The organism is Patiriisocius marinus (genome assembly GCF_008974325.1).
GTDB classification, from domain to species: Bacteria; Bacteroidota; Bacteroidia; order Flavobacteriales; family Flavobacteriaceae; genus Patiriisocius; species Patiriisocius marinus.
On sequence record NZ_BKCG01000003.1, the window covers coordinates 210,604 to 226,223 of the forward strand.

General features: G+C 29.0%; 14 protein-coding genes. 12 read left to right on the forward strand and 2 right to left on the reverse strand.

Going from position 1 to position 15,620, the window contains the following annotated elements:
- Positions 1 to 789 precede the first annotated feature (789 nt).
- Positions 790 to 1,146: a helix-turn-helix domain-containing protein gene (locus tag GBH57_RS07925; RefSeq protein ID WP_151673819.1), complete on the reverse strand. Its 357-nt coding sequence runs from the start codon at positions 1,144 to 1,146 to the stop codon at positions 790 to 792.
- Positions 1,147 to 1,312: 166 nt separating this feature from the next.
- Between GBH57_RS07925 and GBH57_RS07930 the strand changes: the two genes are divergently transcribed.
- The 6 genes from GBH57_RS07930 (at position 1,313) to GBH57_RS07955 (ending at position 7,896) form a co-directional block, all read left to right on the forward strand.
- A complete protein-coding gene (locus GBH57_RS07930) occupies positions 1,313 to 1,501 on the forward strand; it encodes a hypothetical protein (RefSeq protein WP_151673821.1) in 189 nt (62 codons plus the stop codon).
- A 208-nt stretch (positions 1,502 to 1,709) separates the two neighbouring features.
- Positions 1,710 to 2,345, forward strand: coding sequence for a CPBP family glutamic-type intramembrane protease (locus GBH57_RS07935; RefSeq protein WP_161596077.1), 636 nt, complete (start codon positions 1,710 to 1,712; stop codon positions 2,343 to 2,345).
- 96 nt (positions 2,346 to 2,441) lie between these two features.
- The gene (locus GBH57_RS07940) at positions 2,442 to 3,572 is read left to right on the forward strand and encodes a hypothetical protein (RefSeq protein WP_151673825.1); all 1,131 of its coding nucleotides are present in this window, start codon (positions 2,442 to 2,444) and stop codon (positions 3,570 to 3,572) included.
- Positions 3,573 to 3,576: 4 nt separating this feature from the next.
- The gene (locus tag GBH57_RS07945; protein ID WP_151673827.1) at positions 3,577 to 4,410 is read left to right on the forward strand and encodes a tetratricopeptide repeat protein; all 834 of its coding nucleotides are present in this window, start codon (positions 3,577 to 3,579) and stop codon (positions 4,408 to 4,410) included.
- The gene (locus GBH57_RS07950) at positions 4,392 to 6,599 is read left to right on the forward strand and encodes a peptidase domain-containing ABC transporter (protein ID WP_151673829.1); all 2,208 of its coding nucleotides are present in this window, start codon (positions 4,392 to 4,394) and stop codon (positions 6,597 to 6,599) included. Before GBH57_RS07945 ends, GBH57_RS07950 begins: the two co-directional genes overlap by 19 nt.
- 1 nt (position 6,600) lies before the next feature.
- Entirely contained in the window at positions 6,601 to 7,896 is a 1,296-nt protein-coding gene (locus tag GBH57_RS07955; protein ID WP_151673831.1) for an HlyD family secretion protein, read from the forward strand.
- A gap of 1,370 nt (positions 7,897 to 9,266) precedes the next feature.
- On the opposite strand, the gene GBH57_RS07960 is transcribed toward GBH57_RS07955, so the two are convergent.
- The gene (locus GBH57_RS07960) at positions 9,267 to 9,488 is read right to left on the reverse strand and encodes a helix-turn-helix domain-containing protein (protein WP_208997618.1); all 222 of its coding nucleotides are present in this window, start codon (positions 9,486 to 9,488) and stop codon (positions 9,267 to 9,269) included.
- A gap of 133 nt (positions 9,489 to 9,621) precedes the next feature.
- On the opposite strand from GBH57_RS07960, the gene GBH57_RS07965 reads away from it, so the two are divergent.
- The 6 genes from GBH57_RS07965 (at position 9,622) to GBH57_RS07990 (ending at position 15,605) form a co-directional block, all read left to right on the forward strand.
- Positions 9,622 to 9,831 carry a hypothetical protein gene (locus GBH57_RS07965; protein WP_151673833.1) on the forward strand — a complete coding sequence of 70 codons (210 nt, stop codon included), beginning with the start codon at positions 9,622 to 9,624 and terminating at the stop codon, positions 9,829 to 9,831.
- A gap of 42 nt (positions 9,832 to 9,873) precedes the next feature.
- The gene (locus GBH57_RS07970) at positions 9,874 to 10,077 is read left to right on the forward strand and encodes a hypothetical protein (RefSeq protein WP_151673835.1); all 204 of its coding nucleotides are present in this window, start codon (positions 9,874 to 9,876) and stop codon (positions 10,075 to 10,077) included.
- Positions 10,071 to 11,153 carry a hypothetical protein gene (locus GBH57_RS07975; protein ID WP_151673837.1) on the forward strand — a complete coding sequence of 361 codons (1,083 nt, stop codon included), beginning with the start codon at positions 10,071 to 10,073 and terminating at the stop codon, positions 11,151 to 11,153. The genes GBH57_RS07970 and GBH57_RS07975 overlap by 7 nt, the downstream gene beginning before the upstream one ends.
- Before the next feature lie 10 nt (positions 11,154 to 11,163).
- Positions 11,164 to 12,105 carry a grasp-with-spasm system ATP-grasp peptide maturase gene (gwsG, locus tag GBH57_RS07980; protein ID WP_151673839.1) on the forward strand — a complete coding sequence of 314 codons (942 nt, stop codon included), beginning with the start codon at positions 11,164 to 11,166 and terminating at the stop codon, positions 12,103 to 12,105.
- 171 nt (positions 12,106 to 12,276) lie between these two features.
- Positions 12,277 to 13,365 carry a hypothetical protein gene (locus tag GBH57_RS07985; RefSeq protein WP_151673841.1) on the forward strand — a complete coding sequence of 363 codons (1,089 nt, stop codon included), beginning with the start codon at positions 12,277 to 12,279 and terminating at the stop codon, positions 13,363 to 13,365.
- A gap of 50 nt (positions 13,366 to 13,415) precedes the next feature.
- The gene (locus GBH57_RS07990; RefSeq protein WP_151673843.1) at positions 13,416 to 15,605 is read left to right on the forward strand and encodes a peptidase domain-containing ABC transporter; all 2,190 of its coding nucleotides are present in this window, start codon (positions 13,416 to 13,418) and stop codon (positions 15,603 to 15,605) included.
- Positions 15,606 to 15,620 lie beyond the last annotated feature (15 nt).

Sequence of the window (15,620 nt, forward strand, 5' to 3'; positions counted from 1 at the left end):
TAATATAAATTATAGTACATTTTGATTGTTTTGCTCGTTTCATTGATATGACGTCTGTGTAAGCTATAATGACATTATGTAAAATATCCCTGATTATATCGTCTGGCTCATTTTAAGCTTGTCTGGGGGTCATTATACTTTTTGGTTTGTTCTGACTCGAAGATTCGTCGCAATGTCCCATAATTAGCCGTTATGTAAAATTGCCGACTGCATTCGCGCTCGATTGCTTTTTTAAAATATTTAGGCGTTGCCATAAATTTTTAAAACACAATTATCCATCGCTTGCAGCCGCACAAAGCTTAGATTGTTCTTTTTGTTCATAATTCTCTTATATGGGAAAATATATGCTGTAATTTTTTTTAAGCTATTCTCGTAAAGCGTTCCGCAAGAGTAAAAAATTTAAGCCAACACGCCAGCCACATAAATTTCTTTACACTTGCTAGATTTTGTCTTTTGTTGATTATTTTTTTGTTTGTAAAGTTCCAAGCTATTTTGAATTAAACATTTGACATTGTGATTGTCAATAGTAAATTATTATCTTTTTTCCTTGATGAAAAAAGAAACAAAAAAATCAAGGCTGCATAAAACTTTGGAAACAATGTACGGCTCAATCGCTATATTTTAGAAAGTCTCTGTTAGTCTTACGTTTACTTAGATAAGCTTTGAAACTTAGTCACTGTAAAGATTAATATATCTAAATCTCTAAAATATGTACGCTCTTTCACCTATTGTTTTAATCAAAGTTTTCTGAGGCCGAGAAAAAAAGTTTTGATTTTTTAAATTTTGCTTTTAAAACTTACTCTCCTTCAACTCCTTCTCTAATATCGCAATACGTTTTTCATACTGCTCCACGAGTTTTTCTGAAAGATAATTGATGGTGTTTATCGTACCGTTATTTTGCAAGGCCAAACCTCCATTTTGTTCATGATTTTCTTGCTTATTGGGTGATTCTTTTACAAAGTACTCTGGCGTCACCTCAAAAACCTCTGCTAGACTCCCAAGATGGGTAGCCCAAGACTGGCTTTTACCGTTTTCCATGCGCTCGTAGGCAGAGCGAGATATATTTAACCGGTCTGCAATTTCTTCTTGAGAAAAACCTCTTAACTCTCTAAGCCCTTTTATGCGTTTCGCTACAACTTCTTTCATATTTCTTGCCCGAGAATGGGGTATTTAATTAATTTACATATTACAAAGTATAAAGGTACTGCTTTTAAGCAAAATAAAAACAGGGCGCAATTGCTCTTTTTTTGAGCAAGGAGTAATAAAAAAACGTTTTAAGTTTGGGTCTATTGTTAACTTAAAAATTTTTATTATGAGTAAATTAAGCTTTGAGGCTTTGCAACAAAGAGCAGCTTCAACAAATCAAGATGAATTATTAACAAGCGTAAGTGGCGGTACTTTTGGGGATTGTCATCCAGACCCTACTCCACCTGCAGATGTTGATCCTAGTGACGGAGTCTTTGAAATAATATGGAACAATTGGAATATAATATTTAATTAAAATATTATTAACTTGAAACATTTTTGAATCCAGTAATTTAAAATTACTGGATTTTTTGACGATTAATTTAAAATTATACTAATCTATAAATTTTTAAAACTGGAATACCAATAAATTAGTTATGAAATTTATAAAAGATCTATTTTATTTAGTAAAGTATGGAAAGATAGAATGTAATAATTCGATTAATAAACATAAAAATTTCATTATGAAATTTGTTGTTGCGTTTTTCTTTTTTAAAATTTTGTCTTTGATAACAATAATCTTTATTTCTAAACTAGGATTTTTTGATTACCCTTTGAAAGGAAAAATTGATACATTTAATAATTTAAAAATAATTAATAAATTAATAATCGGTGTTTTAATTGCTCCAATATTAGAAGAGCTTCTATTCAGATTATCACTGATATATAGTAAATTCAATATATCAATTACATTGACTATTTTTTCTTATTATATAGTTTCTAAATTTTTAGGACTAAATATATTTGAATTTGAAAACATTATTTTAAGAATATTTATTGCGATATCAGCCGGTTATTTTTGTTTTAAAATATTAAACAATAGTATTAAAATAGATGAGAAATTAAAAAAAACTTTCAGCGAATACAATCGAAGTATTGTATATTTTTCAATATTATTATTTGCATTTTCTCATTTGTTTAATTATGATTTAACTTATGAAATTATTTTATACTCGCCCTTAATATTACTTCCACAATTTATTTCATCTATATTTTATTCATATGCAAGATTATATAAGAATATTTTTTATTCTATTACACTTCACTCTTTAACAAATTCCGTCAATTTAGTTATCCCATTACTAATTAAATTTTTATGATTAAAATTCGATCCTGAAAAATGAGAGTTTATTACTAAAATTGGGATAAAATATATATCTGCTTTTACCTATTTTCATAATTAAAAAAAATATAATATGAAACATAATGATATTAACGTTGATGAAATTTCGAACACGACTAAATTATTACTTTACAAACAAAGTCCAAATATTACGTCACAACTCAATTTTGAAAATAGTGATACATTTTTAGAACCTTTATTATTCGCTTTTTTTAATAGCCCTACGTATTCAGAAAATGGAGAAGCTTTACTAAAAGAGTTGATGCAAGGCTATTTTGCTAATCCTACATCTTTGCAATTACAGTATTTATACAACAATAGCAATATTGCTTACATCCCTAATAAAGGATATTATAATCGCCACAAAAAACTCATAGAAGCGCCCTATTATTTAGACCAAAATAAAACTATTGAGCTTATTAAAACCTATACACCATTGTTATCTCCCATTTTTAGAGATAAGAATGAGCAGCCACTTGATCCAAAGTTAGTTGAGATGGACAAAGCATTATTTTTAAAAAACAAAGCAGACTTAAAAAATGCGGTACAATGTATCGAAAAAACGAGCCCCTCACATTTTAAACTCATACAAAAATGCTGCAGCAAATTATGTGTTTTTAAAGCAGACCCAAAGCACACGAACTCTTTTGCTTCAAACAATGTGCTAGGTATGGCATTTTTAAATGCCTACCAAGACGATTACGGCGAAGCCTTTTTTGTAGATGATATTGCACACCAATCTGGGCATGCCATTATGTTTATGTTTTGGTTTAATAAACAGGAACATTTTATACTAGACCCCAACGCTCCATTAGCCCCCATACTAGAAAACCCAAAAGAATACAGAAGCTTTTATGTGCTTTTTCATGCCTTATACACCTACTATACCTCTACGCTTTGCTTAGATAATTGTATAACAGCTAATGTGTTTAATGATAAAGAAAAACAAGAAGCATTAGCTAGAATAGGGTTTTACCTAAACAAGTACAAATACGATCTTGTTTGTTTTGAAAAATTTTGTGCGCATTATAAAGGAGTAGTGCAAGTAATAAAAGAACCTAGCATACAACTGTACGCAACAATTAAAGAACAGTATATAAAAATGATACGTGAATATGGTGATATAGTTAAAGATTATACATACACTAATCAACCTTATAATTTCACTTTTAGTAATTTTATAGAAGTTAACCTTAAAAATTAGTGCTATGAAAATTTACATCTCTATCCTTTTTTTATGTATCGTATTCTCTTGTTCACAACCTATCAAAAATAACAATACAGAAAAACCTATTTTTCAAAAATACACAGAAGCGCAAGAACAAATAATTGAAGAATATAGTAAGCAATGTGCAAAAAAACATAACTATACATATGAAATGAATGAATGGCAAGAATGTCTTAGTAAGGGTTTAGAAAAGGATAGTACTATCTCATATCTCTGGCAACAAAAAGCAATGCCTTTGTTTAAAGCTAGAAAATATGAAGTGGGTATGCAATTTATAGATAAAGCTGTACAATATAATCCTCAAAAATACTTGCCCTATCGTGCTTTTATAAAGTGTATTTTCTCAAAAGAATATAGGGAAGCTATTAAAGATTTTCAAGCGGCAATAGAAATGCACGGAAATTCTTATGAAATGGATCATACCTATAAATTTTATATAGCATTATCCCATCTTCAGTTAAATGAGTTTGAACAAGCAGAACAACTACTCGCTAAAGATATAAAAGAACAAAAAGAAAAGTTTGACGATGGTGCCCATTATCTAGATTTGTTTTATTTCGGAATTACAAAATATGAATTAGGCAAATATGGACAAGCTATTGAGCAATTTGATTTGGCATTAAAAACGTACCCCAATTTTGCTGAGGTTTTATTTTATAAAGGGCTAAGCCTGGCTCAGCTCAAAAAAGAAGATGAAGCCATTGCAATCTTTAAAAAAGCAGTAAAAGAAGGAAAAGATGGTAATACAATCAATGAAGATAACGTATTATATGAAAAATACCCTTACCAAATGCGATGGCAGCACAATCATTAAAGAATAAAAATTTTCCGTTTTATAAGCAATTTGACAATAGAGATTGTGGTCCTACGTGTCTTAGAATGATTGCCAAATACCACGGCAAGCGTTTTTCTAGAGACTACTTGCGAGAAAAAGCAGGTATTACAAGATTGGGTGTTACGATGGCTGGTATTGCAGATGCAGCTGAAGCTATTGGGATGCGTACTTTAGGGATGCGTATAACTTTAGAAAGTTTAGTAAAAGAGGCTCCAACTCCTTTTATTATCCCATGGCGTCAACGCCATATGGTGGTTGTATATAAAACCACTAAAAATAGAGTTTATATTGCGGATCCTGCTCAAGGGTTGTTGGACTATCCATTAGATGAGTTTTTCAAAGCATGGACAAGCGCAACCGACGAGAATGGCTTTGTACTATTTTTAGAGCCGAGTCCTGAGTTTTACAAACAAGAAGAAAACACTAATGACAAAAAGGGTTTTTCATTTCTTATCCCCTACCTAAAGCCATATAAGAAAATATTCTTTCAATTATTTATAGGATTCCTTGTTGCTACAATCATACAATTTATTTTTCCTTTTTTGATGCAATCAGTGGTGGATATTGGAGTTGTAAACCAAGATATACCCTTTATTTACCTAATACTCATTGCCCAATTAGCGCTCTTTATATCACAGACGTTAGTTACTATCTTTAGGCAGTGGCTACTTCTACATATTACTAGCAGATTCAATATAAAAATGCTTTCAGATTTTTTAATGAAAATGCTAAAGCTACCTGTTCCGTTTTTTGACACAAGAAATACTGGAGATTATCTAGAGAGAATTAACGACCATAACAGAATACAAAATTTTGTGGCAAATAACGCTTTGAGTATGATTTATTCTGTGTTATTGTTTTTAGTATTTAATGCTGTACTTATCTTTTATGATTTACAAATATTTCTTGTATTTATTACGGGAGCGATTGGCTATGTTGCTTGGACACTTTTTTTCTTAAAAAAAAGAGCAGAACTCGATTTTAAGCGATTTGATGAAAACTCGCAAAGTCAATCTTCCTTAGTACAAATTATAAATGGAGTTAAAGAGATAAAGACTAATAATTCACAAAGAAAGCATCGATGGAAATGGGAAGGCATCCAAATTAGCCTTTTTAAAACATCTATAAGTAGTTTAAAATTAGCTCAATATCAATCCATTGGTTCAAACTTTATAAATGAACTTAAAAATATTATTATCACATTCATTTCAGCAACAGCGGTGGTTAATGGTGATATTACATTAGGTATTATGCTTTCGGTACAATATATCGTTGGGCAATTAAATCTTCCTCTGTCTAGCTTTATTGGTTTTATACAGTCTTGGCAAGATGCGAAATTGAGTTTAGAGAGACTTTGGCAAATTCACTCAAAAGAAAATGAAGATTCACAAGTGGACAATAAATCACAATTTATTCCTGAAAATGCAAATTTAGAGATTAAAGATTTATTTTTTAGATATGGCAGTAAGAGAGATAAAATGGTATTGAAGAATATTAATTGTTCAATACCTAAAGGTAAAACTACCGCAATTGTTGGTGCTAGCGGTAGCGGTAAAACCACGTTATTAAAATTATTATTAAAATTTTATGAGCCTACTGAGGGAATAATCAATATAGGTACACAAGCCTTGAACCATATTCAAAATGATTTTTGGCGAGCACAATGTGGAGCAGTAATGCAAGATGTTTTTATTTTTAATGATAGTATAGCAAATAATATAGCAGAATCTGAACAAAATGAAGTTATTGATGCTGAAAAACTGCGCCAAGCTATTTCAATTGCTAACATTGATGAATTTGTTGACAGACTACCTAATGGACTAAATACCGAAATTGGCACTAATGGAATTAGATTAAGTGGTGGGCAACAGCAACGTATTATGATTGCAAGAGCAGTATACAAAAACCCAGAATATATATTTTTTGATGAGGCCACAAGCTCCCTTGATGCTAATAATGAAAAGGCGATAATGGAAAAATTAGCTGAGTTTTTAAAGAATAGAACAGCAATAATCGTGGCACATAGGTTAAGCACAGTGAGAAATGCAGATAACATTATTGTACTAGAAAATGGCCAGATCGTGGAAGAGGGTACTCATGAACAACTTACAGCATTAAAAGGTGACTATTATGAATTAGTCAAAAATCAACTTGAATTAGGCAATTAAAATGGAAAGAGAAAACGAAGAATTTTATGTATACAGTGAAGGGGTTCAAGACATTTTATCAAACCCACCAAAATCTATTTTTAAATGGGGTAATACTATTTTGTTTGGTTTCATCATATTATTAATAACTATTTCATTTTTTATTAAATATCCAGATGTAATCATTGCACAATCCATCGTAACATCACAAAACCCACCAATTTTACTATCACCCAAAATTAATGATAAAATTGATAGTTTATTTTTTAAAGATAACTCTTCTATTAATGAAAATGATTGGATTGCAATAATTGATAACAATGTAAATCTAAGCCATATAAAATTACTTGATTCTATACTTAAAAATATAGAAAGAGTAGAATATGACATTGACTCAGTTTTGGAAATAGAATTTACAAAACTCAATTTGGGCGAGATACAAAGCAATTATAATAATCTAGCCAGACTTGCTCATAGTTATGAACATCATTTAGAAGATGGTAATTATGAAAAGCAGGCAAATTTACAGGATAATCAATTACAAGTATTTAACAACTTAATTAAGAGTGCTGAAAACGATAGAGATGTAGCAAAGCGGGAATTAGAACTTTCAGAAATTAATTTGAATAGAAATAAACAATTATTTAATAAAGGTGTTATTTCAAAACGTGAATTTGAAACCTACGAAACTCAATATTTACAGAGCCAAAGAAGTTATGAGTCTCAAATAGCAAGAATATTTCAATTAAAAAGCCAAAAAATAAATATCAATAGTAATAAAAGCAATCTTGGCCACAGTGAAGAAGAAACAATTTTAAGCAATGAGTTAAATATTTATGAAGCGGTAAAAGAAACGGAGATAGCCTTAGATAATTGGATTAAAACTCACGTTATTAAAAGTCCTGTAAATGGCAAATTAAAATATTTGCAAACAGTGAATTTAAATCAATTTGTGCAACCTAACATCCCACTTTTTTCTGTAATTCCTAATGAAGAGGGAGATTTTATTGGCTATCTAAAAATACCCGTTCTCAATTCTGGTAAGGTTGAAATAGGACAAATAGTTAATATTTCTTTAGATGGCTTTAATGCAAGTGAATTTGGTTTACTAAAAGCGCATATCACAAATTTATCGAATGTTCCAAATGATAATTTTTTCCAAGCAAACATTAAACTGTCTAATGGTCTTACAACTACTCATGGTAAAAAAATAGAATATTTAAAAAACCTTTCTGGTTCCGCACAAATAATAACTGAAGATCTAAGATTGGTAGAAAGATTTTTTCATCAAATTAGAGAGGTTTTATCAAGAGATTAATTTATTACAGTAATCCACTCCACACCCATTACCTCCACTCCTACTGCCACCGCTGTAAAGAGTGTTCCACTCACATTTTCAAAAAACATTTGTAAAGAAAAAAATATGGAAATCTAATACTAGCGTATCGCTTTTTTCAAAGCAAAGTTACATAACGCAGAACATTATAGTACAAATGTATCATTTTTGATGTTTCAATGAACATAGTGAGTTTGTAAGCTATAATTCTATATTATGTAAAATATCCCCATACTACTTAGTTCGTTTGATTAAACCATATCTGGGGGTCATTAAACATTTTTGGTTTTGGTCTAGTTTAAACACCTCGTTAGATTTGTACCATAATTAGTCGCTATGTAAAATTGCCACTGCCTATGCGCTCGATTGCTTTTTATAAATTAAACGCTTATGACGTATATTTCTAAACACAATTTCCAACCGCATTGCCAGCGCCAAAAAAAAGCTAACCTTTTAGATTTGTTTAAAAATCACGTATACGATAATAATCCTGCAATATTTTTTTCTACGACATTCTCGTAAAGCCTTCCGCAAGAGTACAAAATTACTCTGCGAGATAATTTCTGTACACTTGCTCTAATTGTGCTATTATTCAACTTTTTTGATTTGAGCTGTTTAACAACATTTAGATTAGAACTGAAATTTGAAACCCTTGCTATTAATCGTTTATTATTATCTTTTTTTCTTGACAAAAAAAGAAACAAAAAAATCAAGGCTGCACAAAACTTTGGAAACAATCACGGTTCAATCGCTATATTTTAGAAAGCATTCTAACTCACTAAGATTACTTTGAACTAGCCTTAAACATTGAATTTATTAATAATATGTATTGCTAGATCTCTAAAATATGGACGCTCATTCGCCTATTGTTTTAACCAAAGTTTTCTGAGGCCGTTTTGCCAACGCTACAGCCAGATTGTGATTCAATTTTACATTTTTGTTATAATTTGGGATTTTGGCACACACAAGTTACAGCAAAGGTCTTTTTTTGAAATCGTGTAATTCAAGGGTAAAATGAAGTAAAGCTTTTTAACCAAGACCATATCCAAAGCTCCGTAAAACGCTTTACCCCTTGCATTAGATTCATTCAAAACAAAATGAAAGCTTTCCTTGCATATTGCGGGGGTTTTAACTTTAAACACTTTTATTATGGATGTTCGTTATCTTTTTTATTCTAAGTTTTATTTTTTACGCAGTTATTTATTTTTAGGGTTACATTCAACGTTTAGCTTTAAGATAATATATATGCCAAGACAAGCTATTTATGTCCACTCTATTAGGCTTTTTAATGTAGAGTTAGGTATTACTAACTTCCCTCCTCCTATATAGTAGGAGGTATATTTAAACAAAATTTAAAATTCAAGCAACTCTGGTACTGTGATTTCTAAAGCTAAAGGAATAGTATATAATGTACTTAATGTCGTATTTACTTCTCCACGCTCGATCCTTCCTATTTGAGAAATTGCTATATTACAATCAAATGCTAACTCTTCTTGTGATAATCTTTTTATTCTTCGCAATTTCCTAAGATTTATTCCGAAGTCTTTTATATATTGAGTGTTACTGTTTATCACACTCTAAAAGTGAATATATCAATTAAGAATTATAAACGCATATATGCTCTATATTAAAACTTTTTCTTTAGATTTGAGATGGCGGAAACTGAAAAGCCTTATATAGAGTAAGTTGAATATTTAATTTATTATTATGAAAACAAAATTCAATTCTAAACTTTTTAAAAAATCTATTGAAAAAAAATCATTAGATAATCTCTTTGGAGGTGGAGTTATTGGTGGAAGTGGCGGCACAGAAACTGGACCAACAAATCATTATCCTTCTGGTGATACGTACGAAACCATTTATAATGATGACTGCTCAATATTTTGGTATGATGTTTCACCAGTTTGTCAAGATTAGAAAATATTCATTAATTAATAATTTTAAAAAAACTATCACGATATGAAATCAGGTTTTAATTCTAATTTATTTAAAAAAGAAATGAAAAAAGAACAATTAAACATCTTAGTTGGCGGTACAGATCCTACAAGTAGTGGAGGTACAGAATCGGGTAACACTAATTGTAGTGGTCAGCCTTGCGACACTTACACAACCGTATATGATGATAATTGTAAAGTAAATTACACTAGTGTAAACCAATGTTAACAGAAATATTATTTTTTATTAAAAAAAGGCAGACTTATGTAATTTTGATAAGTCTGTATTTTTTTACAATAGGTTGTCAGGATTTTCAAAATGATAAATTAGATTATCAATTAAGAGATTGGTTATTGGATAGAGAAAAAACAATACAACTCTATAATTTAGTTGATGCAAACGATTGTGAAAATGCAGAATTACTTTTTAAAAAACTAAAAGGTCACGAATTTATTTATAGTTCATCCATGTATTTGGCTAGATGTTATATCGCTAAAAATAATAAGTATGCACTGAGATATGTTAAAACGGCTTTTGATGGAGGGTACAATATTAAATTATTAGACAGTGTAAAATTTAAACCTATATGGCAGGAAAGTAAGAAATACTTTAATAAAGCCAACCCATTGTTTTGGAAAAACGTAGACACTTCATATTTCCAAAAAATTGAAAATTTAGTTTTTTTGGATCAATATATAAGACGTAATAAAACCGATGACTATAGTAATGAGGTGCGTCAAGATTCATTAAGTTCAGAATATCTAACTAATTTCTGTAATGTTTATGGGTTTCCTAGAACTTTTTATTCTAACAATTTTGAGAGTTATAGAGAAATTGACCCTACAATTCTTGCTATCCACTCAAACGATAATCATAAAGAAAAAATAATACAATGTGCTATTGAATCTGCATTAGATGAGAAAATTAGCTGGCTCATACCCATAGTAATAACCAAGTCCTTTTACGTAGCTGGTAAATTAAAAGAAAAAGAAAATCCATTATTTCTCTTAAAATTTGATAATAGTAATAATATTAATTATACTGAATCACTTCTCCAGTTATATGTAATTAGCGAATTATATAATAAAGAAATGCCTTCAAAAATTTATATAAGACCATCAAAACTTAATAATCATAATGTTGAAATTATTGAAAAACAATTAAAACAAATAAAAAACTACCTAATAAATAACTTAAATTTTGATGAAAACAATATTCAAATTATTAACAAAATTAGTGGAATGAAAGCACAAGGGAATATTAACAAGAATTACTTATACACAATTCAAGCAGTAGAATTATAATTTAATACTTATGATCTTAATCATTTCGATACAAAATGATTTTACCACTACTTATGTAATGAGATGGTTAAATTCTATGCAAAAAAAATTTATACGAATCAATGAAGATGATAAACTAAAAATTGAAAGTTTAACTGAAGATGATTTTATACTTAAAACATCAACAAAGAAAATATCATTTTCCGAAATTGATTCAGTTTGGTATCGTCGTGGAGATTTATTTTTCAAGAATGATTTAGGTTTTGATTTTAGCCAGGTAACAAAAAAATATAATAACATAGAAAATAGGAGTATTGCAGAATATATTTTCTCTCTTTTAAAAACTAAAAAGAGTATAAACGGTTTTGAGGATAATTTATTAAATAAGTTGGAAGTACTAAGATATTGTAAATTTAATAAAATAAATATGCCTTCATTTCTAATTACTCAGTCTAAAATTGATTTGATTAAATTTTATAAAAACAATTGTAAAAATGGTGTAATTTCAAAATCTATTAGGTATAGTCTTAGAGAAAAGTTAAATGATTCTACATATTTAAGTTATAGTTATAAATTAAATAGTAGTGAGATTGATGAATTGCCTCTAACTTTTGTGCCAACATTTTTCCAATCTTATATTCCTAAAAAATTCGAAATAAGAGCTTTTTACTTAAAAGATAATTTTTTTTCAATGGCAATATTTTCTCAAAATAATCCTAAAACAAAAGTAGATTTTAGACATTATGATCTAAATAAGCCTAATAGAGAAAGTCCTTATACTTTAAACAAAAATTATGAGAAGTTATTGAAACAAATGTTGGAAAATTTTAAAATTGATTGTGCATCTTTAGATATTATATTGACTCTTGATAATGAATATTATCTTTTAGATATCAACCCTATTGGACAATTTGGAATGACTTCAAAACCTTGTAACTATCATTTAGAAAAAAAAATTGCTGAATATTTATAAAATGATTGAAAATTTAAAAAAAGAAATTAAATTAGGTGTTGCACCTATACATTTATTATCAGTTAAAGAAGCAAAAAAAACTATAGATAAAAAAACTATTAATAAGTTTAGAATTTCAAATAGGTATAAAACTAACCATCTTCAGATTGGAACAATTTATAAATCAGTTATATGAGCAAATACATTCGAAATAGATTATGTATTCCAATTCAAGGATTTAATAGAGCAATAATCTATGATTTAATTCGAAATGATTATTTTTTTATTTCGAATGAAATATTTTCATTGATAAATTCTAGCGGAATAATTAAGTTCGAAAATGAATTTGAAAGTACAGATTGGATAGATTTTTTATTAAGCGAAGAAATATTATTTAAAATTGAAAATGATATTGAGTTAAATAACTTTCCAGAAGTTGATCGGCAATTTCAAACACCATTCCTTATATCAGATGTAATTATCCATGACAATATTGAAGTTTCTTTATTTTCTGAATTGTTTGGAAAAATTGATGTAAGAAATATATCAATTATTGTTAAGCATTACGACAAAACTAGAATTAATTATATAATTAAAAATATCTCAAAATTAGAAGTAGACTCCATCCATCTAATACTAATAGAGGAGAATAGAGATTATAGTCCATCAGACTTTAGAAATTTAGTGAAATTTAATCAAGTATTCGCTATTTTATTATTTAATTCATCATATTCGAATTACACAAATAATAATTCTGAATTTTTTAAAATTATAGAATACTCAAATTCTTTCACTGAATATTCAGCAAATGTTTACAAAAATAAGCTTAGTATAAATTTTGATCACTTTTTCGAAGCATACAATTATCACAACTATTTTAATAAAAAAATATATATAGACAATCTGGGTAACATTAAAAATGGATTAAATTCATATGATATATTTGGTAATATATTAAAGATATCGAAAGACAATTTTATAAATATTATTCAAAGTAATAATTTTCAAAAAAAATGGAGCATAAAAAAGAAGAATACATTAATATGTAAAGATTGTGAATTTCGTTATATGTGTGTCGATCCCCGTGATGTAAAATTAAATGAAAATAGTAATCTATGGTTTCATGAATATGAATGTAATTATAATCCTTTTATATCAAAATGGAAAGGAGAGCAGGGTTATTCTAATTTAAGTGATAGTGGTATTCTTGTTACAGAAAAATCTTTTGAAATTGATAAAAAGGTTCTGAAAAAAAAATTAGCTAGATTATGGTCTAAATAAAATTACACGTTTTTTTTAAAACTAAGTATACTTTTAAAATAGAAAATTTTTTGAATAGATTTCCACATTATAAACAGCCAGACTATAAAGATTGCGGCCCTATTTGTTTAAAAATCATTGCTAAATTTCATAAAAAAACATTCTTATTAAATTTTCTAAGAAATATTTCTGAAACCCAACGTTCTGGAAGTAGTTTGTTAAATTTAAGTAATGCAGCAGAAGTAATTGGTTTTAGAACTTTGAGCGTTAAAATTTCTTATACCGATTTAAACGAAGCCCCACTCCCCTGCATATTGCATTGGAATAAAAATCACTATGTAGTTTTATATAAAATTAAAAGGAACACTTTTTTCATTTCTGATCCTGCGCACGGTCTTCTAAAATACAATCAAAAAGAATTTTTAAATCACTGGATAGGTAATAATGCAACAGTAGAAACAGAAGAAGGCATAGCCTTATTATTAGAACCTACTGCAAAGTTTTATGATTCATCTTTTAATACAGATATTAAAGAATTTGGATTTAAATTTTTAGCAAGGTATATTTTTAAGTATAAAAAGTTTCTATGGCAGCTTATTATTGGTTTACTGGCAGCTAGTTTATTACAACTTTTATTTCCTTTTTTAACCCAGAGTATTGTTGATGTAGGTATAAAAAATCAAAACGTTCACTTTATTTATTTAATCCTTTTTGCGCAATTGGCTTTGTTTATTGGTAGAACCGCAATCGAGGTTATTAGAAGCTGGATATTATTACATTTGAGCACTCGTATAAATATTTCCTTAGTTTCAGACTTTTTTATAAAGCTAATGAACTTGCCCATCGCCTTTTTTGATACTAGAATGACGGGCGATATTTTACAGCGTATTAATGACCACAAGCGTATAGAACGCATCTTAACAACATCTTCTTTAAATGTGTTGTTCTCGATAGTTAATTTGGTGGTGTTTGTTTTGGTGCTTGCTTATTATAACCTCACGCTATTTGGTATCTTTTTATTGGGTAGTTTTCTTTACTTTTTATGGATAATAATTTTCTTAAAAAAACGTAGAGATTTAGATTATAAACGATTTTCAGAAGTCAGCCAAGAGCAAAGTAAGGTTATTGAGCTTATAAATGGTATGCAAGAAATTAAATTGCACAACGCAGAGAAACAAAAACGCTGGGGATGGGAGTTCGTGCAAGCTCGTTTATTTAAAGTTTCTATTGAGGGCTTGGCATTAGAGCAATATCAAAGCGTAGGTTCTGGGTTTATTAACGAGTTAAAGAACATTTTAATTACTGTTTTGTCGGCAAAATTAGTTATTGATGGAGAGATAACACTCGGTATGATGCTAGCAATAAGTTATATAGTAGGGCAACTCAACTCCCCGATTGCTCAACTCATTAGTTTTATAAGAGAAGTGCAGGATGCTAAAATATCTTTAGATAGATTATCTGAAATTCATAACAAAGAAGATGAAGAACAAACAGATGTTGAGAAGATTAAAAACATTCCATTAGATACCAATATCACATTGTCTAAAGTTTCATTTAGATATATTGGCTCAGACCAACTTGTTTTAAAAGATTTAGATTTAGAAATTCCTTCAAATAAAGTAACGGCAATAGTCGGTGTAAGCGGTAGTGGTAAAACTACGTTGATGAAGTTGCTGCTAAAATTTTATGATCCAATTAATGGTCAAATTAAATTAGCAAATCACGATTTACAAAACATTTCACAAAAAACGTGGCGTAATGAATGTGGTGTTGTGATGCAAGAGGGTTATATTTTTAATGATACCATTGCTAATAATATTGCTATAGGAGAGGATTATGTAGATAAAAAGAGATTAGCCCACGCAGTAGATGTTGCGAATATTGCATCATTTATTGAAACCTTGCCATTGTCTTATAATACGAAAATAGGAATGGAGGGCGTTGGTTTAAGTACAGGACAAAAACAACGTTTACTTATTGCCAGAGCCGTTTATAAAAACCCTAATTTTTTATTTTTTGATGAAGCCACCTCTGCATTAGACGCAAATAATGAAAAGGTGATTATGGAAAAACTAGACACCTTTTTTGAAAATAAAACGGTGGTGGTAATTGCGCACCGTTTGAGTACGGTTAAAAATGCGCATCAAATAGTAGTATTAGACCAAGGCAAAATAGTAGAAGTTGGCAATCATGCTGCTTTAGTAAAGCAAAAAGGAGATTATTACAACCTTGTTAAAAACCAATTAGAACTTGGTAACTAAAAAATCTCCCCTCCG

What these genes read in the sequence shown, in the direction of transcription:
- GBH57_RS07925 (WP_151673819.1), bottom strand. Translation starts at nt 1,146, where the DNA reads ATGAAAGAAGTTGTAGCGAAACGCATAAAAGGGCTTAGAGAGTTAAGA.
- GBH57_RS07930 (WP_151673821.1), top strand. Translation starts at nt 1,313, where the DNA reads ATGAGTAAATTAAGCTTTGAGGCTTTGCAACAAAGAGCAGCTTCAACA.
- GBH57_RS07935 (WP_161596077.1), top strand. Translation starts at nt 1,710, where the DNA reads ATGAAATTTGTTGTTGCGTTTTTCTTTTTTAAAATTTTGTCTTTGATA.
- GBH57_RS07940 (WP_151673825.1), top strand. Translation starts at nt 2,442, where the DNA reads ATGAAACATAATGATATTAACGTTGATGAAATTTCGAACACGACTAAA.
- GBH57_RS07945 (WP_151673827.1), top strand. Translation starts at nt 3,577, where the DNA reads ATGAAAATTTACATCTCTATCCTTTTTTTATGTATCGTATTCTCTTGT.
- GBH57_RS07950 (WP_151673829.1), top strand. Translation starts at nt 4,392, where the DNA reads ATGGCAGCACAATCATTAAAGAATAAAAATTTTCCGTTTTATAAGCAA.
- GBH57_RS07955 (WP_151673831.1), top strand. Translation starts at nt 6,601, where the DNA reads ATGGAAAGAGAAAACGAAGAATTTTATGTATACAGTGAAGGGGTTCAA.
- GBH57_RS07965 (WP_151673833.1), top strand. Translation starts at nt 9,622, where the DNA reads ATGAAAACAAAATTCAATTCTAAACTTTTTAAAAAATCTATTGAAAAA.
- GBH57_RS07970 (WP_151673835.1), top strand. Translation starts at nt 9,874, where the DNA reads ATGAAATCAGGTTTTAATTCTAATTTATTTAAAAAAGAAATGAAAAAA.
- GBH57_RS07975 (WP_151673837.1), top strand. Translation starts at nt 10,071, where the DNA reads ATGTTAACAGAAATATTATTTTTTATTAAAAAAAGGCAGACTTATGTA.
- gwsG (WP_151673839.1), top strand. Translation starts at nt 11,164, where the DNA reads ATGATCTTAATCATTTCGATACAAAATGATTTTACCACTACTTATGTA.
- GBH57_RS07985 (WP_151673841.1), top strand. Translation starts at nt 12,277, where the DNA reads ATGAGCAAATACATTCGAAATAGATTATGTATTCCAATTCAAGGATTT.